Genomic DNA, 25614 nt, shown 5'->3' on the forward strand with positions numbered 1-25614 from the left:
ACATAAATTTTGGAAGTCCATCGACTGTATGAAAAAAGATGCGCTGCTTATCTACGCAGATGGCCGCGGGATCACGAGCCTGAAATCTTTTTCAGCTGGACGGCGGTAATTTTATAGGAGGGCTGCCTTGACTGCGGATCGAATTCACTCGGAATTAACCTATTCACCCTATCCTTGTGCATGGGAATGAAAACCTGGCCTGACTTCACCCTGCCTGTCACCACGCAGCGAAAAGCGGCCTGTCCATGCGCCGATGTAACTAGCACCCAATCTTCGGCTTCCCAGCCTTCGCGCTGCGCATCCTCAGGACAGATCTCAATGATGGCCTCATCACGATAAAGTCGCTTCAGCATCGGGGACTGCCTTGTGCGTGTTTCCGTGTGCCACTGGGCTGAGGTTCCGCGGCCTGTCAGCAAAAGATAGGGAAATTCCGCGCTCGTGCGTTCCCGCGGCTGAACAGGATCGGCGAACACAAAGCGGGCGCGTCCATCGCTATGAAAAAATCGTCCATCAGCAAAGAGCCGCCTTTCCGCTGCGACCTCACCTTCTGGAACAGGCCATTGCACACCATAGGCTCCCAGGTCCTCATAGGACTGAAGGCGCGAGAAATCGCAGGGCTGACCTTCGGAAAGTCGACTCAGCATTTTGAACACCGATTCCGGATCCGTCCACTCGGAAAACTCATGACCAAGGCCCCAGGCTTCGGCCAGAAGCCGCAGTATGGAAAAATCCGCCAGAGCCTGTCCGGGCGCTTTCGCCACCTTCCGAATGCGGCCGATGCGGCGTTCAGAATTGATAAAGGTTCCTTCCTTCTCGCCCCAGCCTGCCGCGGGCAGGACGAGGTCGGCAAGCTGAGCCGTCTCACTGGTCAGATACATGTCCTGCACAACCAGAAATTCCAGCTTGGAAAGTGCGTTCTTCAAGCGATTCTGCTGCACCCAGGAATGCGCGCTGTTGGTGGCGATGATCCAAAGGCCTTTGATCTCGCCGCGGTCAATCGCATCGATGATCTGATCATAGGCATAGCCGCTCGACTGAGGCATACGGCTTTCATCCAGATTCAAAATATCCGCCACCTTTTTTCGATGTTCAGCTTTGGTGAAATCGCGTCCTCCCAAAAGGCTCGCCGTATTGGAGAAGAGTCGCGACCCCATAGCATTGCACTGACCTGTGATGGAATTCGCGCCGGTCCCTGGCTTTCCCATATGGCCCGTCATGAGCGCAAGATTGATGAGCGCCTGGGCCGTGAGCACACCCTGATGACTTTGATTGACGCCCATCGTCCACCAGAAGGAAACCCGCTTGCCTTCGGCGATCAGTCGCGCCAATTCCTCGACCTCATCCCTTCGCATGCGGCAGTGATCGGCGACGTATTCCGGCGTAAAGGATGCGACGTGATTGCGAAACTTTCCAAAGTCCTCGGTATGTCGCGCGACGAAGTCCGGATCCCAGGCGTTCCATTCCAAAAGAAGATGCGCGACGCCATAAAAAAGAGTCAGATCCGTCTTCGGCTCGGGAGCGAAATGATGGGTCGCTGCCTGCGCGGTTTCCGTGCGCCGGGGATCCACGACGATGATGCGCGGCTGATGCGGATTCCGCGTTATCCTTTCCCATAGAATCGGATGCGCTATGCAAAGGTTGGAACCCACCAGCACGATGGTGTCGCTCTCTTCCAAATCCTGATAGGTGTAGGGCGGAGCATCAAAACCAAAGCTTTGCTTATAGGCGACCACCGCACTGGCCATGCACTGCCGCGTGTTGCCGTCGCCATGCAGAAAACCCATGCCGCATTTGGCGAGCGTTCCCAAAAACGCCAGCTCTTCGGTGGGAATCTGTCCCGTCCCTAAAAACGCGACGCTTCCTTTTCCGTATTTCTCCTGCAGCGCCTTCATGCGACTCACAAACGTGAGCACGGCATATTCCCAGCCCACAGCCGTCCAACCGCCATCTTCATTTCGCCGTAAAGGCTGCACCGCCCGCTCGGGACTTTCCAGTACCCGCAGCGCCTCCCATCCTTTGGGGCAGGCCATGCCTTGATTCACAGGATAACGTCCATCCGGAGTCAGGTTGATCGCCTTCCCTTCCTTCATGTGAATGACGAGGCTGCAGCCTGTGGAGCAGTATCCGCACACCATGGTCGTCAAGGCATCCGGCTGCAAACGCGAGGGCAGATGCCCCAAACCCAAAGCGTTGGGTTTGAGGCGCAGCTCTTCGGTCAAGGTTCCATCATGGGAGCGGAGGAGCTCCCGGAGTGAAGAAAGACTGATCATAAAGACTCCGCTTTTGAATCAAAGTCCCGGCATGCCACGGGACAGGGCACTGCGGAAAAAGAGGGAACGTTCGCAGTATTCCCCAAGAAAGCAGGCCACCGCAGCCAGGATGATAAAGCTGGCGGCTCCCGTTCCGGCCAGGGCCAGCACCAAGGCACTGGCGCAAACCCAGGCCGACATCCAACGCAGCCAGGTCCAGCCACTGAGCAGTTTCCACTGCAAAAGAAGCGAGCGGAGCGGCAGCGTATAACCGGATCGCAGCGGCAGATGCTCGCGGGCTTCCAGCGCGCATTTGACGAAGAGTATGAAAAGCGTAAGGCCAATGGTCAGTTCATGAACCCAGGTCTCATCCACCAGCGCGACCAGCAGCGTTCCAAAAAGCCCAAGCAGCAGAGTCGTTCCCCCGAAGCGTAAAAAGCAGCGGAACGGGCTCCAGGTCGTGCGCCGGGTTTCGATGTAAATCATTGTGCTGCAAAAAATACCAAGCAGCCCTGTGGCCAGCAGCAAGGATTTCCCCAAAGTCCAACCTGAAGCCTGAATGCCCTGATCCCAAAATTCAAACAGCGCTGCCGTCATGAAAAGATGGAAAGCGAGAATCTCCCGACTCATCCAGGATGTTCGAAGTCCCAGCATGAATCGCCAGGCCTTCAAAGGTCGTCCCAGATGCAGCGTGGCAAGCCCAAGCGAAAGAGTCACAAGGCCCACGGAAACGGCCGTCATCCAGGGTGAAAGAGGAATCTGAAAGAGTGTGGCGAAAAAAAGCCAGAGCAGCATGCCGACGCCCGCCTGGGAAAGCAGGAGCATCCACACCAAAGGCTGATGCGGCGCCTGAGCTTCCAATTGAAAATGATTGGCAGCCCTTAAGCCATCAGGCAGCTCGCCTTTTTTGGTGTAAAGAGTTGAAGGCACGGTCAGATGCGGTTCGGCGGACGCGGGCAAAAAAGTTTGCCGCGTGAGTTCCGCCTGATCGACGATTCCGATGTGAATGGCATCGGTCGGGCAGGCCTGGGCGCAGGCCGGTGCTTCACCCTGATCCAGCCTTGCGCTGCACATATCGCATTTGCGCACGATGCCGAGCCGCGCGTTGTAGACAGGAACATCATAGGGGCACATCATCATACAGTACTGACAGCCGATGCACTGATCATCCAGATGCCTGACGATTCCCGTGCGCGGATCTTTTTCATAGGCTTTGACAGGACAGCCCAGGGCACAGGCCGGTTCCAAACAGTGGTGACAGGCACTCGTCACGGTCTGGCTGAAGGGGAAAAGCCCGGGCTGCGTTTGCTCCAATGTTCCGACCTTGCGCCATGTCTCATGACGATCCAGACCATTCATGGTATGACAGGCCGTGACACAGGACTTGCAGCCCGAGCACGCATCGAGATCGACTTCAAAACGATACTGCTGTCCTGGTGCCGGCTGCACCAAAGGAATCAGACTCTGATATTTGCCCGTCCCTGATTCCTTCCGCTCCGCAAAGACGGTTACCGCGCTCTGCAGTGTGGTATCCTGCTGCTGCCGCAGAAGTTCGCGAACCGTTCGCTCAAGCTCAACTGGCGCCACGACGCTCCTCCTCATCCGGCAGATCAAGGAAGACCCGACCTCCTTCCACCTTCACCGGATAGGTCCTGATTCGCCATTCCTCCTCACCACCCAGATGCCGTCCGTCCTTCAAACAGAAGCTATGTTTATGCAGGGGACAGGCCACCTTCGGTGTCCCTGCGGCATCACCGACTATGCCGCGCGCCAGGACGGTTTGCCCGTCATGCGGGCAGCGATTATCCATCGCATACCAGTCCGTGCCATTGGCGAAATTAAAAAGCGCGATCTGCTTCTCGCCCCATTTGATGCAGGCTCCACCATTACCGGGAATATCGTCCACTTCGCAAACGGCTCTCCACATGACCAGCTCCTTCATGTTCAGTTGAGTAGTCCAGCGGGCGCGATCTGCCCACGCTGCCGGGTAAACTGAATGGTCTCATCCGGCTCGCTCGTATTCACGAAGCTGCGGAATTGTTTCAAACGCTCGGGTGATTCCAGAGTCGTTTTCCATTCACATTGGAAGGCTTGCACAAGGGATTCCATTTCGGCTTCCATCTCGGCCCCAATGCCGAAGGCGTCGTCGAGCACCACTTTTTTCAGGTGGGCAAGACCTTCGGGGAGCTTTTCAATCCAGACCGATGTTCGCATCAGGCGATCGGCCGTGCGGATGTAATAGATCAGAAAGCGATCTATAGCGCGAATCAAAGAGGCATCATCCAAATCTGCGGCCAAAAGATCGGCATGGCGCGGCTTCATCCCACCGTTGCCGCCGACGTAAAGGTTCCAGCCATTTTCGGTGGCAATGACACCAACATCCTTGCTCTGCGCTTCGGCGCATTCCCGCGCACAGCCCGAGACGGCCATTTTTATTTTATGCGGGGAACGAATCCCCTTATAGCGTTCCTCGATGAGGATGGCCATGGCCACACTATCCTGGACTCCATAGCGGCACCAGGTGGACCCCACGCAGGACTTCACGGTGCGCACGGATTTTCCATAGGCATGACCACTTTCAAATCCAGCCGCGATCAATTCCGACCAGATAAGAGGCAGCTGCTCCAGGCGTGCACCGAAAAGATCAATCCTTTGACCTCCGGTGATTTTCGTATAGAGCTGATATTTCTCGGCGATGCGGCCGATCACAAGGAGCTTCGCCGGCGTGATCTCGCCTGCGGGTATGCGCGGCACCACGGAGTATGTGCCGTTTTTCTGGATGTTCGCGAGGAAGCGATCATTCGTATCCTGGAGCGTGGCCACCTCAGGTTTCAGCACATAATCACCCCAAACTGAGGCGAAGATGGACGCCGCCGTGGGCTTGCAGATCTCACAGCCGTGACCGCGGCGTCCGTACCGAGCAAGCAGTTCATCAAAGGTCTGAATACGCGTACTTTTGATCAGCTGATAGAGTTCAGGACGCGAGAAGGCAAAATGCTCGCAGAGGGAGCGATCCACGTCCTCGCCGAGCCTTTCCATTTCGCTATGCAAAATATCTTTGACGAGCGCGAGGCAGGATCCGCAGCCCGTGCCCGCGCGGCAGTTTTTCTGAATGGATTTAAGATCGCGAGCCCCTTCGCCGATGCAGGCTATGATGCGGCCTTTGGCCACATTCTCGCAGCTGCAGATCAGAGTATCCGCCGCATCCATAGGGACAGCGCCGCTCACGAAATGCTGTTCCGGCTGCTCATGCACCGCGGCTTCTCTTTGATAGAGGCTATAGATCGCTCCGTACGGGGACGTATCACCGACCAGGATGGCCCCACGCAAACGTCGTCCGGCCTTATCAAAGACGAGCTTCCTATAGACGCCGCGATCCGCGTCGAAACTGGTCCAAAAGCCTATATTTTGCCCAGAATTAAAGGGATCGCCGATGCTGGCCACCTCGATGCCGAGGACCTTGAGCCGCGTGGACATATCCGCGCCGGCAAATGACTGCCGCTCACCACAGAGCTGCTGGGCGAGCGCTTCCGCCATTTTATAACCGGGCGCGACAAGGCCATAGATCATCTCATTATAAAGCGCGCACTCACCGATCGCAGAGATGGATGAATCATTGGTCCGCAGGTTGGCATCTATGCAAATGCCGCCCCGCGAACCAACCGAAATTCCACTTTCCCGCGCGATCTCGTCCCGTGGACGGATCCCTGCGGAAATCACCACCATATCGGTTTGAAAGACATCTCCGTTTTGCAGCAAAAGCCCCTGAACGCATTCCATGCCGGCAATCGCCTGAATTTTCTGGGCTGTGAGAACGCGGACACCCAAATCTTCAATCGTGGACTTCAAAAGAGCCGCGCCCGTCTCATCGAGCTGCCGCGGCATCAGACGATCGGCCACTTCCATGATCGAGGTTTCGAGCCCAAGGTCATAAAGAGCCTTGGCGGCTTCCAAACCCAAAAGTCCGCCGCCGATGACCAGCGCCTTGCGACAGCGCTGGCTATACTGCCGAATGGCGGCCAGATCATCGAGGCTGCGATACACAAAGACGCCGTGGGTCTGGGCCCCGGGAATCGGCGGTACGAAGGCCGAGGATCCGGTGGCCAGAACAAGATGATCGTAAGGAAAACTTTCCCCGCGCTGCGTGATCACAAGCTTGCGCTCGCGATCCATGCCGACCACGCGGTGCCCCAGGCGAAGATCAATGCCTGACTCCCGATACCAGGAAGCCGGGGCGAGTTCCAGATCAGCGGCTGTTTTTCCCGAGAAAAGCGAGCTGAGATGCACGCGGTCATAGGCCGGCACCTCCTCTTCACCGAGCACCGTCAGCTGCCATGCTCGCGTTTGATCCAATTCCAAAAGACGCTCGCAGAAGCGATGCCCCACCATGCCTAATCCGACCAGCACCAACTTTTGTTTTTCCATGGGATCACCTCGCTCGGCTGCTTTTTTTCAAGTCCCTTATGTGAGAAAACGCGCGGCAGGGAAATGAAGAAAGCGCTCGGTCCGCTCAGGAATCAGGAACGGGAGGGTCATGAATTCGGAGGAAATCACACCAAATGGTGCGGAATTCTGATCGAAAAGGAAGAGTGCCCCCGGTCGCCCCTCCCTTTGGTCGTTTTGAATCACTTTGGATCTTTCCCCCAAAAAAACAAGGCCTAGGCCTTGAGCATCAGGACGATAGCGAAGAAGCTCCACCCGATGTTTTTTACTGGTAATTCCCGCAAAAAATCCGATAGATAGGCAGGGTCAAGGGATGCGAGGTGGAATCAAGCCCATGAAGAGCCTGGGACGTGAGCGCGTTCATAAGCTGCTGAGCCTGAAGCATGACGAGTTTCGTCGGCTGTTCCTGCTTTTTTCCACGCGACTGGGTATCCTCGTCGCTACCTTCATGTTCGGAATCAACTGTTTTGTCCTGGGCACGACTCATCCTGTTACGGTCCTGCTCGGACTCTTTGGAATCCTGCTCTTTGTGCTGCAGCGCTTTTTTTCCCAGCCGACCCAGCTGCAGCAGGGCTGTATCATCATGATGAGCGCGCTGATTGCGCTGGTGCTCGCCGTGCCCATTCTGATGAGACACGACCTGTCAGGCGCTTTTTTCTTCATGCCCGTTGCCATCATGATGGCCGCCTTCCTTTTTGATATCCGTGCTGCAACCTACGTTCTGGCCATCATGCTCGTCTATAATATGCTCTTTACTGCCGGATGGCTGAGCGCGGCCTTCGGCTTGGACGTCGCGCTCCTTCACAACCGGCCCTGGGCCTCGGCTTTGGATCGCATGGTGTCCTGCGTGGCGGCCTTTTTGGTGTCGATGGGCTTTTTGCAGCTGAAAAAACAGCATGAAGAGATGATCATGCAGCAGCACGAGGAGCTGGCGCTGCAAAAGACTTTGAACTCCCTGGGAACCATGGCCAATGGCATCGCCCATGAGCTGAATAATCCCCTGGCCATAGCCCAGGGCGCGAACTACATTCTGAAAAAACTCACCAAGGATCATGGCGAATGGGACAAGTGGCTGAAATCCAGCGAGGACGCCCTGGATCGCATGGCGGCCGTCGTCAAGGCCATGGAAGTTTTTTCCGGTCGTTTGAATGCCGAAGATGCTGTTCGCCTGGAACCGAGGGCCTATATCGAGTCCAAATTGAAAAGCTTTGAGACGGAGCAGAGGATTCCGCCTGGGCTTTTGACCTGGGACCTGGCCCCTGAAGGCGATATCCTGATGCGCGAAACGCATCTGAATGTCATTCTGCAAAATCTTCTGATCAATGCCTGGGAAGCCACGCAGAAGATGGAGCAGCCAGGCATCGCGCTGCGCAGCTGGATGACGCCCGAGCATTACTGCCTGGAGCTGAGCAACAGCGCGCAGCCTTTGGATGCGGATACGCTCGATAAATTATTCGATCCCTTTTTCACGACCAAAAAAGTCGGGGATGGGCCAGGCCTTGGCCTGACCATCGTCTATGGACTGGTCGGGAACTATGGGGGGCTCATCGCCACGGATTATAGCGATTCCCGCTTTGTCGTGCGTCTGTCTCTTCCCCGATATGACGCGCTCAAGGACGTGGCCTGAACGCGGCTCATTCCTTTCCCGGCGTGGTCTCCTGCCTCGCGATTTCCAGAGCCTTATCCCAAAGGGACTGCAGCGTGGGATGCGCGGCCTGAAAAACATCCGAAAAATACCCTTGAGCCGCCGTCAGGGTCGTGCCGCCAATCACCGCCGGCGTATACTTGTAAAAACGCGCGTCATCATGCGTGCGAATGATATCCACAAAGGCCTTGACCGTGCTGGGGCTGGCAAAGCAGACCACTGACGGCTCGCTGGTCAGCTTTTTCAGGGCCTCGGGCTCGAACTGCTTGATGCCTTCCGTGCGATACATCTCGATGTCATGGACCTCAAGATTGTGTGTGCGCAGATGATCACCGATCGCAAAGGCAGGCTCCGCCGGACGCGGAAACCACAGGACAGGCCCTTTTTTGATTTCAAGCACCAGGGCGTTCGCAAAGTCCTTACCATTATGCACAGGAATCAGCCGCACCTTCAGATTCTGACTCACCAGAAATTTATAGGTTTCCATGCCAAAGGTCAGAAACTCGGCTTTCTGCAGCAGCTCCCGAATGGACGCCGTCTGATTCAGAAAACCCTCGGCCGCTTTGCGGCTCGTAAGGATGACCATATCGCAGGGCCTTTGCGGCAGCTGCGGCGGGATGCAAACCTGCCTTGTGACTGGGAAGCGCAGCACAGGGAGATCGAGCTTGACGATTTTCTGATCCTGCGCCCAATCCTCGGCCGGCCTTGTCCAGATGATCCGTTTCATGTGGTCCCTTTCCGTCTGTTCCGCTTTTCACGGGGCGCTGGTTGGGCTACAATCGAAGCGACGCAGGAGGAGCCCGACGCCCGTGATGACCCTCGAAGCCGTTTCCAAATCATACGACAAGATCCCTGTCTTGAAAAACATCAGCTTTCACATCAAGCCTGGAGAGCGGGTCAGTCTCCTCGGACCAGGAGGCTGTGGAAAGTCGACAGTACTCAAGATCCTCCTGGGTTTGACGCCTCCGGACCAGGGCGCGGTTCAGCTCATGGACCGCGATATGGTGGCCGCCAGCGAGCGTGAAAAACAGGAGACTCTGCGAAAAGTAGGAATGGCGTTTCAGCAGGGTGGCCTCTTTGATTTTATGACGGTCGAGGAAAATCTGACGTTTGCCATGGAACACATGACGGACATGAGCGTCGATGAGATGTCACAAAAAATCGAAGCGCTTCTGAAAACGGTCAAGCTCACCAGGACCCGCCGCATGTTTCCGCACGAACTCTCGGGCGGTATGAAACGGCGTATCGGAATTGCCCGCGCTTTGGCCACCGATCCTGTGGTTTCGATCTTTGATGAACCAACCTCGGGTCTTGACCCTGTGACCTCGACCATTATTTTGAACATGATCCACGAACTCGGCACGCAAACGGAAACCGGCGCGCAACTCGTCGCGACCTCTTCGGTGGAAATTGCGATACGCTTCGCCGAACGCCTTATTCTGATCAATGAAGGTGAAGTCGTGGCGGATGGTTCATGGAAGGATTTGATCCTGAATTCCACCGACTGGGTGAAACACTTTCTGAGCGTGCGTCTGATCGGGATTGATATTGAATATGCGCGGGAGTTGGGGCTGCCGGACGAATTCATCCGGCAGCATTGGAAGCTTTGAATTTCAGTGCGCGACCAGAGCCTTGCCTTCAAAGTACGCCTGGTATTTCGGCCAGGTGTAATCGGCGATTTTCTTGCCCATGACGAGTCCTGCTTCATTATCCGTACGGATATGATAGCCCCCGAGGAGGCGGGACATGGCGGCCATTTCCGCTGTCGCCATGAAAGTTGGCAGCGGCAGGCGTACTTCCTTGGAAGCGGGAACGTCCTTGGCTGGTTTGCCATCACGCGCCTGCATCTCCGCGGTCGAGAATTTTTCCTCGGTCAGCTCACCGACCTGACGAATGGCCACGGCACCGAATTTTTCCGAGCCCGTGAAGTATTCCAGAATGCGGGCCGCGCCGGCGCTGGCTGTGGCATGTCCCGAGACATATCCAGGAAAGGGCGGTGTGACGAACATATCAGGCGAATAAGGATGCCATTGATCGCCGGGGATTTTGCCGAAACCTTTTCCAGGACCCTTCCAGGCCATCACGGGTTTTTTGCCATAATACTGGCGAACCCAGTGATACGGCCGCGAGGTATCATAAAAACGCTTGCTATCCCAGCTCGAAACGAAAGTGTCATGCACCACGTTGGCGACGGCGAAGAAAAGTTTCACGTCACGATCCAGATCATTCTTATCACGGCGCGAGACGTCCATGGCAAAGCGCAGCCAGTGACCGGACTGTCCTGTGGAACGCGGCCCATCGCGCATGAATTCGACGACGGCTTTCTGCTCAAGACTCAGCTTCGCCTGGACTTCGGCGCATTCGATGATGTCCTTTTCCAGCTCCTTGCTGCCCCACTCGGGTGGAGGTGGAGATCGGAATTGACTCGTGCTTTCCAGGGCGAAAGGTTTTACGCGATACCAGTGCGCCGTCAGGAAGTTAGGACTGAATGTCTTTCCTTCCTTGTTCACGAATGCGATCGGCATCCAGCTGGTGGGATTGGTGATCATGCCGGGCTTATTCACCGAGCGATAATAGGTGTAATCCGAATAAGGCTTGCCGTTGCCACCGGCTTCATCGCCCAGCTGATTGGCGCCATCCCGATGCCGATACTGAATCACAGCCGAGGCCGTGAGATTGCCGATGCCTTCGGGCTTGGTGCGATCGGAGCTATTGTTATCGGGATCATAGCCCATCGTCTTCATCTGCTCACGGATCCAGTCCTGATCTTCGTTCCCGAAAATATCCAGGAGGGTCCGATAAGCGGCATAGGCGATAGCGGTTTCCTTGTTCTTCTGGGTTCTTTCCTTTTCTGGGCGGCGCAGCTGATCCCCGTAGCGGGTGCCGACGGCCTTGCCATCATAGGCGGCCCAGGCATCGAACATCGCGGTCTCGACGATAGCCATCGACCTTGAAAGGATAGTCGGGCGCGCACCGACCCGGTCCACCTCGCGGCCGCTGGCCTCCAAAAGAATTTCCAGCCAGCGGTAGGACGCCGTAGGGTTGGGGTTGGCGGCCTGATGGATCAACTCGGCCTCCTGGGCCCGCAAGGCCGTTCCAGATCCAAGGAAGCATGTCAGCGCAAGGCTTCTGAGCAGGATTTTCATCGTATTTCCGTCCCAATGATGATTCTTTTTTCATCATAAGTGTAACCCGATCTACGGCACGCCACAATGTCAGTTATTGCCCAGGCCCGTGATTGGATTGCAAAAAAGGCATTCCTCCTGGGGCTGCGCCGCTCTTTGGATCAAAGGCCCTGCTTTCCAAAACTTTTTTTGGAAAAGCTTCTCCATCTGGTATAGAACAGCCTGAATCACCAATGCGAAGCCCGTGCTTCGCCCTGAGGACGGGAGCAGCACCTTGGAAAAAGCCGGCAAACTCATTGTGCTCGACATCGACAACACCGTGTTCAACTGGGTTGAATACTATGTGGCTTCCATGAATGCCCTGGCCCGCAAGGTGTCAGACATAATCGGCGCGAAGCCCGAAACGCTGTTCCACGAAGCCCGGCTTATTTTTGAAAAGGAAGGCTCGATCGAATATCCCTTCCTCGTCCAGGAGCTTCCAACCGTCATGCAATACTATGGCGGCGACATCGAACGCATGCTGCGGGAGGCGGTGGAGCCGGGCCGCATGGCCTTCAACGAGGCGGCTCAGAAAACGCTCGTCCCCTATGCCGGCGTCATGGAAACCATGCAGACGATCAAACAGCGCTGGCCGCACGTCCCCGTCATCGCTCTGACGGATGCACCCCGCTATGTGGCCATGTGGAAACTCAATAAGCTGCAGCTTCTGCCCTTCTTCGATGCCGTCTATGGTTTGCCGGATCCGCGTATTCCGGCCGATGTGAAATCACAGAAAGTCAAAGTCGATCCAGAGATCCTCATCAAGCATCTGCAGAAGAGCAATTTTGATTTTGCCGGTCGCATCCGCGTCCTTCCCGATGATTATGAAAAGCCGGGGACCAAGGGTCTGAAAACCGTCCTCATGGATTTTGAAATGGAATCCCATCTGTCGGATGTCCTGTGGGTCGGTGATAACCTTAGAAAAGACGTGGGCCTTGGCAAGCGCCTGGGTGTGCACACCGGCTGGGCCCGTTATGGAACGGTGATTCAGGACACTTCGAAAAAACTCCTGCTCGAATTCAGTCCGCAAAACAATGTGGCGAAAAATGTGGCCCTGGATCCGGCCAGTCAGGATGCGCCGCAGCCTGATTTCGTCCTCGAAACTTTTTCTGATATGATCCCGGCCGTCGAACAACTGCTGACTCCCTGAAGAGATCCACATGACAACAGACGTTTCCCCGCGCGAGACCGGACGCCTTTTGCGTCTCGCCGTTCCCGTTATCTTCACCTCCGTCGGCAACATGATGATGGGCCTTGTCGATACCATGGTCGTTGGCCAGTATTCATCCCTGGCCCTGGCCGGTGTCGCGGCGGGCAATAGTGTCTTCTATACAGTGGCCATGATCGGCATTGGTTTTTTGGGAGCGATGGATCCCATCGTGGCTCAATCGCACGGCGCGCGCGAACCCAAGCAGGCGCTGCAGTGTCTCGCGAGCGCTCTGCAGCAGGCTTTGGTCTTCGCCCTGCTCGCCACACCGCTTTTACTTTTCATCGCCGCGCACCTCGACTGGACCGGGGCCGCTCCTGATGTGGCGCATGCAGCGGAACCTTTCCTGAGAACCTTGAGCTATGGTCTGCTGCCCATGATGATCTTTCAGGTTTTTCAGCGCTACTGGCAGGGCATGGAAATCGCGCTGCCTTTCACGCTCATCATGATCCTGAGCAACATCATCAACTATATCTTCGCGCTGGCCTTCGTGCATGGCCGCTGGGGTTTTCCCCCTATGGGCGCGGAGGGTGCAGCCTGGGCCACGCTTGTCGTGCGACTGGTCTCGCTCGTGGCCGCGGTGATTTACACTCTTTGGCTCTGGAAGAAGCGGCCCTATTATCGACCGGATTTCGCGCGTCTTCTGCCGCTTTTGAAAAATTTCCATCGCAGCATGCACGTCCGAATCTTCCGCCTTGGTTTGCCGTCCTCCCTGCAGATGGGCCTTGAGGTCTGCGCGTTCTCACTGACCACGCTGATGGTGGCCCGCCTGGGCGCCGAGATGCTGGCCACGCATCAGATCGTGCTGAACATCGCCTCCTTTGCTTTCATGTTTCCTTTGGGTCTCTCGGCAGCGACAGCCACGCGCGTGGGTTATCACATGGGTCGCAAGCATCGTCCCGAAGCACTCACCACGAGTTGGCTGGGCATAGTGATCGGCGCGCTCATGATGGCGACCTCAGCCCTGATTCTCTTTGCTATACCGAATCAGCTGCTCCGTCTTTTTACCCAGGATCTGGCTGTGATTCAGCTGGGTGTCTCTCTTATTTTTCTGTGCTCCCTCTTTCAAATCTTTGATGGCATCCAGGTCGTGTCTGCCGGCGCTTTGCGCGGACTCGGTGATACCAAGACCGCGCTTTACACCAATCTTTTGGCTCACTGGTGCCTGGGTCTGCCGGTCGGTTTCACCCTATGTTTTTGGCTGAATAAAGGCCTTTGGGGCCTTTGGGTCGGACTGGCTTTGGGACTCTTTTTTACCGCTGTTTTCAATACTTATGCTATTCTCAGAAAACGCCTGACATAACGGGAATTCAGGCGGAAACTGATAGCAAGGAGAACTGCAGCGTGGGCCTTCGATTCCCAACTTTTGTCGTGCTACTGACGTTTTCCACCCTCGGCTGGTCTCAGGCTCCCACCCCATCCGCCTGGACGGAGACTCCAGAACGTCTGCGGACCTGGGCCAAGGAATCTCAATCACGCGATAAAAATACGAGCCACATCCTCGCGCATGATGTGGCGATCGAACTCGATGAAGCCGGACGTTTTCATAGGCGCACGCATCGCATCGTCGAGATTCGCGATGACCGCGACGTGCAGCGTTGGAACACTCTCACCGTACCCTGGCGCAAGGCCTACGAATCGCGTCCTGATATTCAGGCTCGCGTGATCAGGGCCGATGGCGAGGTGCGCGTCATGGATCCGAAAACCGTGGTGGAAGCGCCTGCCGGTGAAGTCGACACCAGCGTTTATTCCGATGGCGTCGTCCTGAAAGTGATACCGCCTGGCCTCGCTCCCGGCAGTATCCTTGAAGTGTCCGTTCAGGAGCATGAAACCAAGGCCCGGTTTCAATCAGGACGTTATGATCAGTTTCCCTTGCGTTCCGCTTTGCCGATGGATCGCATGAAGGTGACCATCGCCTGGCATCCCTCGCAGAATCTCCGCACGCGCTGGCCGGACGATCTGCGTTTGAAAAAAGTCGAAGGAAAATCGGCTGCCGGTTGGCCCCAGCTGACCTTGACCGCCGATCAGGTCGAGGCCGAGCCCTTGCCGGAGCCTTTGAGTTCCCCGGATGAAAGCGGCAGTTATCTGCAGCTTTCCAGCGCGAAGAGCTGGGCCGAGGGGGCTGCGGAATATCAGAGAATCGTGGACGAGCAGAGTCGGCAGAACAAAAAAATCCCCGCGCTCCTCGCCCGCTTGAAAAAAGGCACGAAAACGCCTGCGGATGTGATCGCTGCCGTCACCTATTACGTGCAGAAGGAAATCCGCTATACAAGCCTCGCGTTCGGCGAAGCCTCGATCGTGCCCCGAACTCCTGATGAAACTCTGGAGCGTGGCTATGGCGACTGCAAGGATAAGGCGACACTCGCGCAGGCTCTTTTGAAAGGGGCCGGGATCGAATCGCGACTCGCGCTTCTGCAGACCGCGCCTCATCCAAAGCAGAGCGATGACATGCCGGGTCTTGATCGCTTCAATCATGTGATCCTCGCCGCACAGCAGGGGAAGGATTGGACCTGGATCGACCTGACGGCTGAATATTTCAAACCGGGCCTTCTTCCACCCGCCGTCGCCGGACAGAAAACTCTTTTGGTGGGTCCTGAGGGACAGGAACTCAAAACAATCCCTGTCAGCAGAATGGAAGACAATAAGCTGACCATCGTGAAAAGTTTTCAACTGGCGCGTCTGGGTCCTGCGCGCATGACCCGCACGGAAACGGCCGAGGGAATTTTCGATAGCTTTTTCCGCCGCTCCATGGCTGCGGATACACCGTCCGAACTGATGAAAGAGATTGAACTGACAGTCGATCCCCAGGCGGAACTGGAAAGCGCGAGCGGCACCGACCCCAAGGATTTGACCAAACCCATTCGCCTGGAAGGACGTTTTCAAAACGTCGGCACGGTCGATGTCTGGCCGGCAGGTACTCAGGTCTTTGCCTTTCCGCATCAGCTGTTTTCGGGCATGCCCGCGGCGCTGGATCCATTGAATGAACGCGATGTGCGGGGAAAGATCAACGAGCTGAAAAAGCAGCTGGAAAAACGTGAGTCGCCTGTGAACCTCAGTTTTCCCTTCCAGCGCGAGTACGTATTCCGCTTTCAGCTGCCGCAGAACCTTGAGATCAGCAGCATGCCCGATCCCACGCGGGTCGAGATGGGCGCGGCATCCTTCGCGCTGAAAACGAAAAGCTGCGGACCATCCTGCTTTGAACTCCTCTATACCTTTTCCACCGGGGCCAGCACGGTCTGGAGCGCCAGCGACACCCAGGACTACGCGAATAACCTCGGCCGCGTATTGGATGACAAGCTTTATACCGTTTCCATCAAACCCAAGGCCTTTGTTCTGAGTGAACAGGACGGACTGAAAGAGGGCGTGCAGTTTGCGCGGAAAGCGGCTCAAGGCAAAAACGCCGAACCCGCCGACCTGCTGACGCTGGCGCAGCTCATCAGCCGGGTGGGCTTGATCGAGGAATCCCAGCAGCTCGCGCGTCAGGCTGTGAAGGCGCAGCCCCAGGAAAAACGCATCCTTCTGCATGCCGCGGAGCTTTTCATTCGCGGCGAAAATCAAAAGGACTGCAGCAAGGGTTCCAACTGCGTGGAAGCCCGTCAGCTTTATGAGCAGGCGTTGAAAATAGATCCGTCCGATCGCTTCGCGCTGCGGACCCTGCCTCTGCTCCTGGTTTATAATGAAAGAGGCATACGCTACGGACGCGGCGCGGATCTGCAGAAAGCCGATGCGGCTTTTGCGAAGGCCATGAAAAGTTCCCTGGCCGAGGATCAGGAATTTTTTAACACCTACCTTCAGCATCTGACCTTCACCGGCCAGTGGATCGCTTTGGATCAGGCGCTGCGCCGTCCACCGGAAACCATGCCTCCCCCTGTGGTTCAGGCTTGGAAAGTGATTACCCTGATCGGCAATCAGCATCCGGATGAAGCGAAGGCGGAACTGGACCAGCTCCTGGCCCGCAATGAAGGCCAGGCGAGCATGCAGGGTCTTATCAAAGAGATGATGCAGGATCGCCGTTATAAAGAGGCCTCGCAGCTTTTCAGTATGCTCGGGGATCGGCTGCCGCAGACCAAAGGGGCACCTGAAGCCCTGGCGGCGATGGAAGTCTGTCCTGAGCTGCCCAAGCCGGATGCGGATGTGAAGGTTTCCGTGCGGCACTACATCTGCACGATGCTGTCGCCGGATAGCACTTTGAAGGAAGGCCTGGAGTATGTCCCGGCTTTCGCCAAGGATCATGCCGATTACAAAAAATACTTCACGGATGTGGAATGGGATCGCCGACTGGAAAACGCCCGGGTGGATCCCACCCTGCCCCCTTACTTCCTTATAGATTCGGCCAGCACGGCCTATGATGTGGTGCCGGCCCAGAAACTCGAAGAAGGCCAGGTTTTCATCCTGCGCAACACCAAGGTTTTTGCCGCCTCACCTTTTTCCGCGGAGCAGCCGGAAGATGGTTTCGAACCGAAACTCCTGGGCGTTCAGGAAAAAGACGGCTGGAAGTTCATCGCCCTTGATGCCCCGAGTGTTTTGAGCATGCTGTGGTTCCGCGCCTATGAAAGCGGACAGCCGAAGGCCGCTCAGGATTATGCGGGACTCCTTGGTGATCTTCTGGATCGTTCGATGAAAGTGAAGACTGACGAGTCCAAAATGAGTCCCGAGGCGCGGCATTATCGGAACATCGTGCGAAATTTCCGACCCTTGCTGAAAGGCAGCAGCCAGGAGCAGGAACTGGTCGCGGCCCTGTATGCACCGGACGTCCTGAATGAAAAGGCCGTTCAGATCATGGATCGCGAACGGGCCAAGGCCACTCTGAAACCCGAGCAGCTGGAAATTCTCGATGGGCTGGCCGCCGGCCGCCTCGTGAGTATGAACAAATCGCAGGAAGCCTATAAAAGGCTTTTGGCGCGCAGTGAAAAAGGCCCGCTCACGTTTGTCACCGTGCAGACGCTCCTGGATCTGGCTCGTACGGGTGCTGTGAAGTCTGAGCAGTTCAAACCCCTGCTCGATAAACTGGAGCAGTCCGACCTCAATGAACGTCTGAGCCTTCTGGCTGAAATCAAAAACCTGCTCGGTGATCGTGAGGGTGCGGAGAAAGTCTATCAGCAGTGGCTTAAAAAACCGGCCCCGAATGGTCTGACCGAGAATAACTTCGCCTGGTTTTATTTCACGACCGGCCGCACCAATCAGGAGGCTTTGCGTCTCGCTCAGTCGGCAACGGAGTCCGCGAAGGAATCGGTGGCCAACCTGAACACTCTGGCTTCGATCCAGGCGGAACTGGGTCTGACGAGTGAAGCCATTGCCACCCAGCTGCAGTACCGTTCTCTTCTTGGTGAGCGGGATCTTGGAGCCGCGGATGATCTGGTGACGGCGATCAATGCGGAAAAACTCGGGCTTGAGGACGCAGCTCTGAAACGTCTGAAGCAGATCAAGGTGGAACCGGAGACTTCGGATCTGAAGCCTCTGCTCCATGCGAAGATCCAGCAGCTGGAAAAGGGTCCGAAGGCGCGCTAGGCGTCTCATCTTCCCGAGCCTTGATATAAACCTGATCAAAGACCCTGGCAGCTGCGGCCTTGCCAGGGTACTTCAACCTCCTCCCCTTTCATTTTGCGAAAGACCTGCCAGTTCATTGTGTACAGCTGCATCAATGGCAAACGTCTTGCAAAACCCTTGTCAGGTGACAAAGGAGACTTACCATGCCGTCGAAAACTTCAAGCCGCTTGAAAAAACTGAGTCCTGCAGACGAAGCAAGTATGGCAGGCCTTCGTTATCTGCAGCCCAACGGAGCCGGCTATACCCGCAGAAGAATGGGCAAAAGCTTTTGCTATGTCGATGCCAAGGGGCGGCTGGTCCGCTGCCCGAAGCTCAAGAAACGCTTCAACAGCCTTGTGATACCACCAGCCTGGAAGAACGTCTGGATCTCACCTGATGTTCGGAGCCATATTCAGGCCACCGGCTTCGATGAAAAAGGGCGTAAGCAGTATCGCTATCATCCCGAGTGGCGCGCACAGCGTGATGGCAGCAAGTTTCATCGCATCCTGCAATTTGCCGACGTTCTGCCGAAACTCCGGCAGGAGATCCAGGAAAACCTGAGCGCACCTGCTCTCTCCAAGCCGCAGATTGTAGCCACGATCGTACATTTGCTGGAGGCGACACTGATTCGGATCGGCAACGAGGCCTATGCCCGGCAGAACAAATCCTATGGGCTGACCACCATACGCACGCAGCATGTGGAAATATCCAGATCGCGCATTCGTTTCACCTTCAAAGGAAAAAGCGGTGTGCCCCATAACGTCGAATTTCGTGATGCCCGTGTCGCCCGCATCATCGCCCGCTGTCATGATCTGCCGGGCCAGATCCTTTTTCATTACCTCGATGAGAATGGCCAGCCTCATCCCATCGGCTCCGCTGATGTGAATGCCTTCCTGCGCGCAAGCACAGGCGGCGCCTTCACCGCCAAAGACTTTCGCACCTGGACCGCCTCGGTGATGGCCGCCAAAGTCCTGAAAGATTACGCGCCCCCAACGTCGTTGACCAGCTGCCGGCGCAACATCAAGGCTGCGATCAGCGAGGTGGCCGGTGCGCTCCGCAATACTGTGAGCATCTGTCGGAAATGTTACGTTCATCCCCAGGTGATTGAAGCCTACATGGATGGTCTTTTGGATAGCGGCTGCGCGCATCAGTATAAGGCGATGACCAGGAACTATATGAAGAAGGGTTTCCGCGAAGACGAGGCCTTCTTCCTTGCGCTTTTGCATGGCTGTTCCAAGCGCAAGGTTCAGGCGGCCTGATCTTAAGCGGCTTTTGAATTCACATCGCAAACCAGAAATTTCGAGAATCCGAGCGTGATGCGGATATCAAAAGGCATGCGTTCATCCTTGATCGACTGAGTCCATTCCAAGGTGCCGCCTAGAGCCTGAATATCCTGCCGGACAGCATCCATTCCGACCCCGCGGCCAGACGTCAAACTCACGACCTCGGCTGTTGAAAAACCCGGAAGAAATATGAAATTGACGGCTTCCGCCAGCGAAACGCCAGGATCCCGACAGAGCTTTCTGTCCAGGGCCTTCTGCTTGATCCTCTTTAAATCGAGTCCGTCCCCGTCATCGCTGTATTCGACGACAAGTCTGGAATTCTTTACAAACATGCGGAAGGTGATCCGCCCATAGCCAGGCTTGCCTTTCTGCTGCCGCAGCTCCGGCTTTTCGATTCCATGATCCAGGCTATTTCTGAGCAGGTGGACGACGAAATCCTGAATGCGCGAGGCGCCGTCCTCGGCTAGATAGAGATCAGACTGGATATCACAGGCTATTTCAGGTGCCGGCTTCCCTCCCGGGACGGGACAGGAGTCTCCCAATTTTTGAAAATACTCCGCGGCGCGAACGTATTCGAGTTCGGCCAGGTTTTTTTTCAAAACATCCGGGGGCAGGAGTTCAGGAAGCTGGTTTCGGAACCTCTGCCAGAGTCGTTCATCGAAGCTGGCCTTCTGACCTTCCCCTGAACTCAGGGATCTATCGCGAGAAAGGGCGTCCACGAACTCAAGAAGAGCGCTCATCTTCTGATCCATGTCGCCGAGATGCATCCTCACCCGATCCCGAGGCAGCGCCTGCGGGTTGTCACGGCCGGCGGAAAGATCCATTTCAAAATCGTGGGCTTTCTGAGCCAGATCATTCAAGCGGAAGGTCCGGGCATTCCCTTTGATCGTATGGATCTCGCGAAACATGGCATCCACAGCTGCGGCATCCCAGACGGAAACCTGGATCAGATCGCCCAGTTTTGAACGTCCATGAGCCAGAAAGCTGCGAAGGCGCAGCAAGGTACCATCCACGTAAGCTTCAAGAATCCGGGATTTTTGCTGAAGCAAGTGGGACTGCTGCTCAAGCACCTTCAGTTCGGTGACATCCGAGATGGTGAGAAGGATGTACTCGATAGCATCCAGTTCGGAGCACAGCGGACTCCATCCCAATTCAAAAATGCGCTGAGAACCAGACCTATCAAAAGAAATGCGATCGGGAAAAATAGCCCGATTCAAATCAAAATTCAGCCGATGCTCACCAAAGCAGATTTGAAATGTGGCCTTGATCTGCTCCATGGCATCGCGATCCAGTGAGCTTTTATCAAAGAGAAGCTCGAAGATATCCGCACCCGCCACGGCATCCGCGGCCAGAAGGTGAGTCAAGGACTGGGAAAAGGTCGGCAAAATCTGTCCTTTCCCATCAAAAGCCAGGACACCCTGGGGGAGGTTTTCCAGAATAACCCCAAGGTCACGGGTCTTGCTCCGCAGATCAGCCGTGCGTTCCGTCACGATGCTTTCCAGGCGCTGATTCTCGCCTTCGATATGCCTGATCGCTTTTTCCAGGCTCCTGTTGACCACCGCCAGGCTTTTTCGAAGTATATTCATCTGATCAGCCAGCGCGAAGGAAAAGAGCAGAGCTTCGACGATGGAGCCAAACTGATGAGCATTCTCCGTAAAGAGATTGCGGGGAATCAGGCCGAATTTATTGAGGGCGAGAACCATGGTGCCTATCAACCAAGAGGTCCAGGCGGCGGCAAAAAAACGGCCCTGGCGAATACCAGCCATGATCGAAGCCGTGGCCAGATAAAAACCCACGCCGATCCCGTAGATGATCATGACAATGACCACCCTGATGGACAAGGAATAGCTGACAAAAAAGGAGATGGGGATCCAGCATGCAAATACCCAATTGCTCACCATCATAAGTTTATAAAGGCGGGGAAAGCGCTCTTTCGTCTCCAGAAAGGTTGCGGCGAAAAGGAAGCTGGAGATGAAAGTCCCGATCAAAGGTTTATCAATGAAGTAATTATTAAATGAGGGGAGATCAGGCCAAAGGTACGAAAATCCAAGGCCGGTAATGCCAAGCTGAAAGGAAAGATAGGACGCCAGGAAAAACACATAGTAGAGATAGATCTTCTTCCGGACCGACAGCAGCAGAAAGAAATTATAAAACAACATGACTGTCATGGATCCGAAATACAGAATAAACACCTTTTCCAGTTTGGAATGCCCGCGGATGAAGTCCTCCTCGTTCCAAAGAAGCACAGGAAGCTGGATGGCGCTGGTGGTGTTGATGCGCAGATAGACCGTCTGCTGGGTTTCACAACCTAAAGAATAGGCAAAGCCGAGGTAATCCATGGGGCGTTGTGCAAAAGGGAATCTATCGCCGCCCTGCTCACGGGAGAGAACACGCTGACCATCAACAGCCCACAGCTCGATGTTATCCAGCAGCGGATAGGCAATGTCCAAAACTCTTTTTTGAGTTTGGGAGGTGCACTCAGGCACAGCGATGCGGAACCAGTAGTTCTCGTTGTCGTGAAAACCCAGATTGATGGAGTCTCCGGGTATAGCCTTCCATTCCGCCATTGGCAAAGCCAGCAGCTGCTCAAGACTTGCAACAGCGGGCGAGGGAACCATGTAAAGAGTATGCCGCGTCAGATCCTCGCCGTCTGATGCAGCCAAAGGCATGGCTCCCAGCATGGAGCTGGTGAGACTGGCGAGCAGCAAGAAAATATATGTACTCAAACCCATCCATGAAGCCCTTTTTTCGCTCTGACTTCATCGGGTTCCTGGCCGATATCCTGAATTCTGAGCCTATCGGCACTCGGACAGAGCGAGGGCAAGGTCCTGACTTCCCATCTGCTTGCCTTACTTTTCAGGAAAGTTCAAAGGTTCGGCTGAAAGGGGCTTTTCTGCGGGAAAAACACAGGCAACCAGGGTCGCCCGTGCTGTGAAGGTTGCAAAGACCAGGTGGGTGAACGGAGCAACCCGACCTCTCTTATTGCTCAGAGATGCTCTCCAAACGAAAGGCCTGCAGAGGATGCGTCCTGAGCCATTGCAGGTCCCAGGCCACGTCCCGCCGCACGCGCTCGGCCAGGGAGAATTGATTCTGTCCTACGAAATAAGACATATTATGAAAGTTATTCGGATCCGCCTGAAAGCGATGGCAGCTTCCGCAGGTGGTGTTCGCCACCAGGATCTGATTGCGATCGGCGATCTTCGGCAGAAGGCGCTGCTGGTCGATGCTGCTGAAAATCACGCTATCCACCAGCTCCAAGGCGGTCACCTGCCCGAAGTCGACGTTGAAGAGACGGCGGTCGTCCTCCTGCCGCGTGACGTTCGATTGTCCTCCGAAATTAACCATGGTGCGGGCGTCCTTCGCCGATGTGACTGTAATAGGACGCGGTACGAGCTGACCATTCTGGGAACGGAGAGCCACAAAACTCCAGACATTGATCGCGCCAGGGGCGCGGCCGGCAGGTAGCGAGAAAGCAGCGACATCCTTCACGAGACGCTGCGGCGTATAAGCCTGAAGCCAGAGCACAAGCCGCCGCCGAAACTCAGCATCCTGCGCTGTGCCGATCTCAGGACGCAGGCCGAAGCCCTGATAGACCGGAGTTCCCGAAAAAGCTCGCAGCCACATCACGTTGCCGAGCATGCGTTCCACAACCTTATTCCGCAGCGCTTGAAACTCGCTTTCCTCACCCGCATTCAAAAGGTTCGCAGGATTGCGTCCGCCTTGGTAGTAAGAGAAAAGCCTATTCCGTAGAGCCACCACCCGCTGCAGTTCATCCTGAGTCAGAGCATCCGTGGGAAAGACATCATAGATCGCATGAATCGCTCGATCATCCGCGAAAAGGCTGCCCTGTGCTCCCAGCCTCACCATGGGCTGCCATACGAGGCGCACTTCGGGCCAGCAGTGTTCCTGAACGCGATCGCGCGGCGTCAGGCCAAGCGGCATGCAGGGCGCGATGCGGACGCCGGTCAACTGCCAATCGGAATAACGATTCTCACGCTCGATCGCAGTTCCGACCGGAGTCGATCGAAAGCTCGTGAGCACCTGCTGGTACCAGGCCACCGAAAACAACTCGTGCGCTCCGACGTTCTGGAATCGGATAGCCGTGCCCGGATTCCGATCCAGCATCACGGAAAGATCTTTTTCTGCAATGGATTGTCCGTGGAGCGGAGCTGCCAGACCCAACCCAAGTCCAAGTGCGCGGAGCCAATTCCCTAATACCATGCCTACCCTCGCAAGATGATGAAGTGATCTCATCAATCTAACGATTTTCGAAGGGGAGGCTACGCATCTCGGATCAATTTTTCGGCGAAACTTGCTTCCGAGTGAACACGCCCATACTCAATAAATATCCAAAAGGAGAACATGCGCATCATCATTCCGCGGACAGGCCGCCACCTGACTCTGGGCCCTGGCCAGGGTTTCCTTGAACAGCTCCTTGATCCGCCCTTTGGTGTCCCAATCGCAGGTGAACGTCGCGGAAAAATGATAATCATGAGGCCCAGCCTCCATGCGATTCAAATGATGCAGGCAGTCGATCCGCCAATTCTTATGATTGCCGCGCGACAAGGGATGATGTTCATCCAGATGGATGCTGTCCTCGACATGGGTGACGCTCGTCTGATTCATGCGGATCAGGCCGATGCGCGTGAGGCGCTCCAGACAGCGATTCAATTCCAATTCGCTCAGCCCAAGGCGCCGGGCCATCTGCAGGGGATGCTGGCGGAATTTGGGAATCGTGAGCAGCATGTGAATCTTGGCCAGACGAATGTCCTGAAAATAATTCTCCATCTGCTCGGTCCCGAGCTTCGCCATGCGGCCTTCAAGCTGATCGACCAGGCGCAGATTATCTTCACGCAGGGCTACGATCCTTTGCTTGAGGAAGGCCTTGTGCTCATGATGACTGCTGCGACTCAGATCCCCGAGCAGCAGCACATAATCAATGTGCGCCTCCTGCAGCTGCATGGCCTTGCAGATCTTGAACAGCTGCTCGGCGGAAAATTCTGAATCGCCGGCCATAACGCGTGAAAAGTAACTCGTATGAATTTGACTGACGCTGGCCAGGGCGCGGAACGAGCTGCCCTGATCCTTGACATAGGCACGGATGACGTCTCTGTAGCAGGGGTAACTATAAATCTTGTTCACTGGGAATGAATTTCCAAGGATGGTTTTTACAAATTTTCTGTATACATGCATGCATCGGCCCTCTACTGTCAAGCGCACGTCACCTGTGGAGGCCTTGGCATGACGACTTTACTGAGCGTATGCAGTCTGATCCTGCTCTTCTGGACCCTGCCGCTTCGAGCTGGGGAACTGACGCAGGAGGATTCCGGCGGCTGGTCCGGCAATGGCGGCGGGCCCAATCGGGTTCAGGACAATGTCTGGTATCTGGGTGAAGAGCCGGTGCGTTACTGCATCAGGCTGGGATCCAATCATCCGCTCAGCATGCCCGCGGCCCAGGCCATGACCCAGCGCAGCCTCATGGCCTGGCAGAAGTTTTTTCAAAAATATCAGATCGGCCAGGGTCGCGTGAATGATCCCCGGCTCCAGGGTCTTCATCTGAAAATGAGCCTGGGCTTTACGCCGGTCAGCTGCTCCGAGGCGGAGCTGGAAATTTATCTGGGCGCCGACAATGAAAGCATTCGTCTTTACCGCGAGATGAATGAATCTGATGGGCCAGGGCTCGCCCTCCGGCGTGCCTATGATCACAAGGCGCATCGGCATCAGGGTTACATCTGGATTCAGAATTTCACGCAGGATCCCCGAAAAATCGAGCACATCCTGCTGCACGAACTCGGTCATATCTTTGGCATGAAACACGACAGTGTTTTTGTGATGGATCGCCGAATCGGACCCTGGCTGCAGAAGGTAAGCGATGCTGATCCCGCGCTGCGCTTTCTGGGGCAGATCGAGGCTGATTTTTGGCCCTTTGACCTTCTGCCTGCTTCGCGCGTGACGCTGGTGCCCTATGCCCGTCAGCTGCCCCCTGCAGGCCGCGGCGCGATGCAGCCCGGCTGCCCGAGTGGTCTGATCTCGCTGGCGCAGATCCCCTACAATTTCTCGCCCAATCTTTGGCCGGCATCGGGCTGTGTGCGCCTTG

Annotated in this window: 16 protein-coding genes; 7 read left to right on the forward strand and 9 right to left on the reverse strand. The window is 55.8% G+C overall.

What is annotated here, in order from left to right:
• Positions 1 to 71: 71 nt before the first annotated feature.
• Genes VFO10_RS13535 through nirB form a run of 4 tightly spaced genes read right to left on the reverse strand, consistent with a single transcriptional unit; the run spans position 72 to position 6674 of the window.
• Complete coding sequence (locus tag VFO10_RS13535; RefSeq protein WP_325140968.1) at positions 72 to 2270, reverse strand: nitrate reductase; 2199 nt, start codon at positions 2268 to 2270, stop codon at positions 72 to 74.
• Positions 2271 to 2288: 18 nt separating this feature from the next.
• The gene (locus VFO10_RS13540; RefSeq protein WP_325140970.1) at positions 2289 to 3836 is read right to left on the reverse strand and encodes a DmsC/YnfH family molybdoenzyme membrane anchor subunit; all 1548 of its coding nucleotides are present in this window, start codon (positions 3834 to 3836) and stop codon (positions 2289 to 2291) included.
• On the reverse strand, positions 3823 to 4176 hold the full coding sequence (gene nirD, locus VFO10_RS13545) for a nitrite reductase small subunit NirD (RefSeq protein ID WP_325140972.1): 354 nt from the start codon (positions 4174 to 4176) through the stop codon (positions 3823 to 3825). The genes VFO10_RS13540 and nirD overlap by 14 nt, the downstream gene beginning before the upstream one ends.
• A 17-nt stretch (positions 4177 to 4193) precedes the next feature.
• Complete coding sequence (gene nirB, locus VFO10_RS13550) at positions 4194 to 6674, reverse strand: nitrite reductase large subunit NirB (protein ID WP_325140974.1); 2481 nt, start codon at positions 6672 to 6674, stop codon at positions 4194 to 4196.
• A gap of 352 nt (positions 6675 to 7026) precedes the next feature.
• On the opposite strand from nirB, the gene VFO10_RS13555 reads away from it, so the two are divergent.
• The gene (locus VFO10_RS13555; protein WP_325140976.1) at positions 7027 to 8319 is read left to right on the forward strand and encodes a sensor histidine kinase; all 1293 of its coding nucleotides are present in this window, start codon (positions 7027 to 7029) and stop codon (positions 8317 to 8319) included.
• Between the two features lie 7 nt (positions 8320 to 8326).
• Here the strand turns inward: VFO10_RS13555 and VFO10_RS13560 are convergent, their stop codons facing one another.
• The gene (locus tag VFO10_RS13560) at positions 8327 to 9064 is read right to left on the reverse strand and encodes a uroporphyrinogen-III synthase (protein ID WP_325140978.1); all 738 of its coding nucleotides are present in this window, start codon (positions 9062 to 9064) and stop codon (positions 8327 to 8329) included.
• A gap of 85 nt (positions 9065 to 9149) precedes the next feature.
• Here VFO10_RS13560 and VFO10_RS13565 point away from each other — a divergent pair, with 85 nt between their 5' ends.
• A complete protein-coding gene (locus VFO10_RS13565; RefSeq protein ID WP_325141000.1) occupies positions 9150 to 9947 on the forward strand; it encodes an ABC transporter ATP-binding protein in 798 nt (265 codons plus the stop codon).
• Positions 9948 to 9950: 3 nt separating this feature from the next.
• On the opposite strand, the gene VFO10_RS13570 is transcribed toward VFO10_RS13565, so the two are convergent.
• Positions 9951 to 11483 carry a vanadium-dependent haloperoxidase gene (locus VFO10_RS13570; protein WP_325140980.1) on the reverse strand — a complete coding sequence of 511 codons (1533 nt, stop codon included), beginning with the start codon at positions 11481 to 11483 and terminating at the stop codon, positions 9951 to 9953.
• Between the two features lie 253 nt (positions 11484 to 11736).
• On the opposite strand from VFO10_RS13570, the gene VFO10_RS13575 reads away from it, so the two are divergent.
• The 4 genes from VFO10_RS13575 to VFO10_RS13590 all read left to right on the forward strand — a co-directional run bounded on the left by VFO10_RS13575 (position 11737) and on the right by VFO10_RS13590 (position 19493).
• A complete protein-coding gene (locus VFO10_RS13575; protein WP_325140982.1) occupies positions 11737 to 12651 on the forward strand; it encodes an HAD family hydrolase in 915 nt (304 codons plus the stop codon).
• Between the two features lie 10 nt (positions 12652 to 12661).
• Positions 12662 to 14011, forward strand: a complete 1350-nt coding sequence (locus tag VFO10_RS13580; protein WP_325140984.1) for an MATE family efflux transporter — start codon at positions 12662 to 12664, stop codon at positions 14009 to 14011.
• A gap of 41 nt (positions 14012 to 14052) precedes the next feature.
• Positions 14053 to 18216: a DUF3857 domain-containing protein gene (locus tag VFO10_RS13585; protein WP_325140986.1), complete on the forward strand. Its 4164-nt coding sequence runs from the start codon at positions 14053 to 14055 to the stop codon at positions 18214 to 18216.
• Between the two features lie 182 nt (positions 18217 to 18398).
• Positions 18399 to 19493, forward strand: coding sequence for a hypothetical protein (locus VFO10_RS13590; protein ID WP_325140988.1), 1095 nt, complete (start codon positions 18399 to 18401; stop codon positions 19491 to 19493).
• A 2-nt stretch (positions 19494 to 19495) separates the two neighbouring features.
• On the opposite strand, the gene VFO10_RS13595 is transcribed toward VFO10_RS13590, so the two are convergent.
• The 3 genes from VFO10_RS13595 to VFO10_RS13605 all read right to left on the reverse strand — a co-directional run bounded on the left by VFO10_RS13595 (position 19496) and on the right by VFO10_RS13605 (position 24659).
• Positions 19496 to 22249, reverse strand: a complete 2754-nt coding sequence (locus VFO10_RS13595; protein WP_325140990.1) for a 7TM diverse intracellular signaling domain-containing protein — start codon at positions 22247 to 22249, stop codon at positions 19496 to 19498.
• A 247-nt stretch (positions 22250 to 22496) separates the two neighbouring features.
• Entirely contained in the window at positions 22497 to 23738 is a 1242-nt protein-coding gene (locus VFO10_RS13600; protein ID WP_325140992.1) for a hypothetical protein, read from the reverse strand.
• Between the two features lie 117 nt (positions 23739 to 23855).
• Positions 23856 to 24659: a DUF4423 domain-containing protein gene (locus VFO10_RS13605; protein ID WP_325140995.1), complete on the reverse strand. Its 804-nt coding sequence runs from the start codon at positions 24657 to 24659 to the stop codon at positions 23856 to 23858.
• 99 nt (positions 24660 to 24758) lie between these two features.
• Here VFO10_RS13605 and VFO10_RS13610 point away from each other — a divergent pair.
• Positions 24759 to 25614, forward strand: an 856-nt coding sequence (locus VFO10_RS13610; protein WP_325140997.1) for a hypothetical protein, incomplete at its 3' end; no start/stop codon positions are given.

It is taken from the genome of Oligoflexus sp., assembly GCF_035712445.1.
Lineage (GTDB): Bacteria > Bdellovibrionota_B > Oligoflexia > Oligoflexales > Oligoflexaceae > Oligoflexus.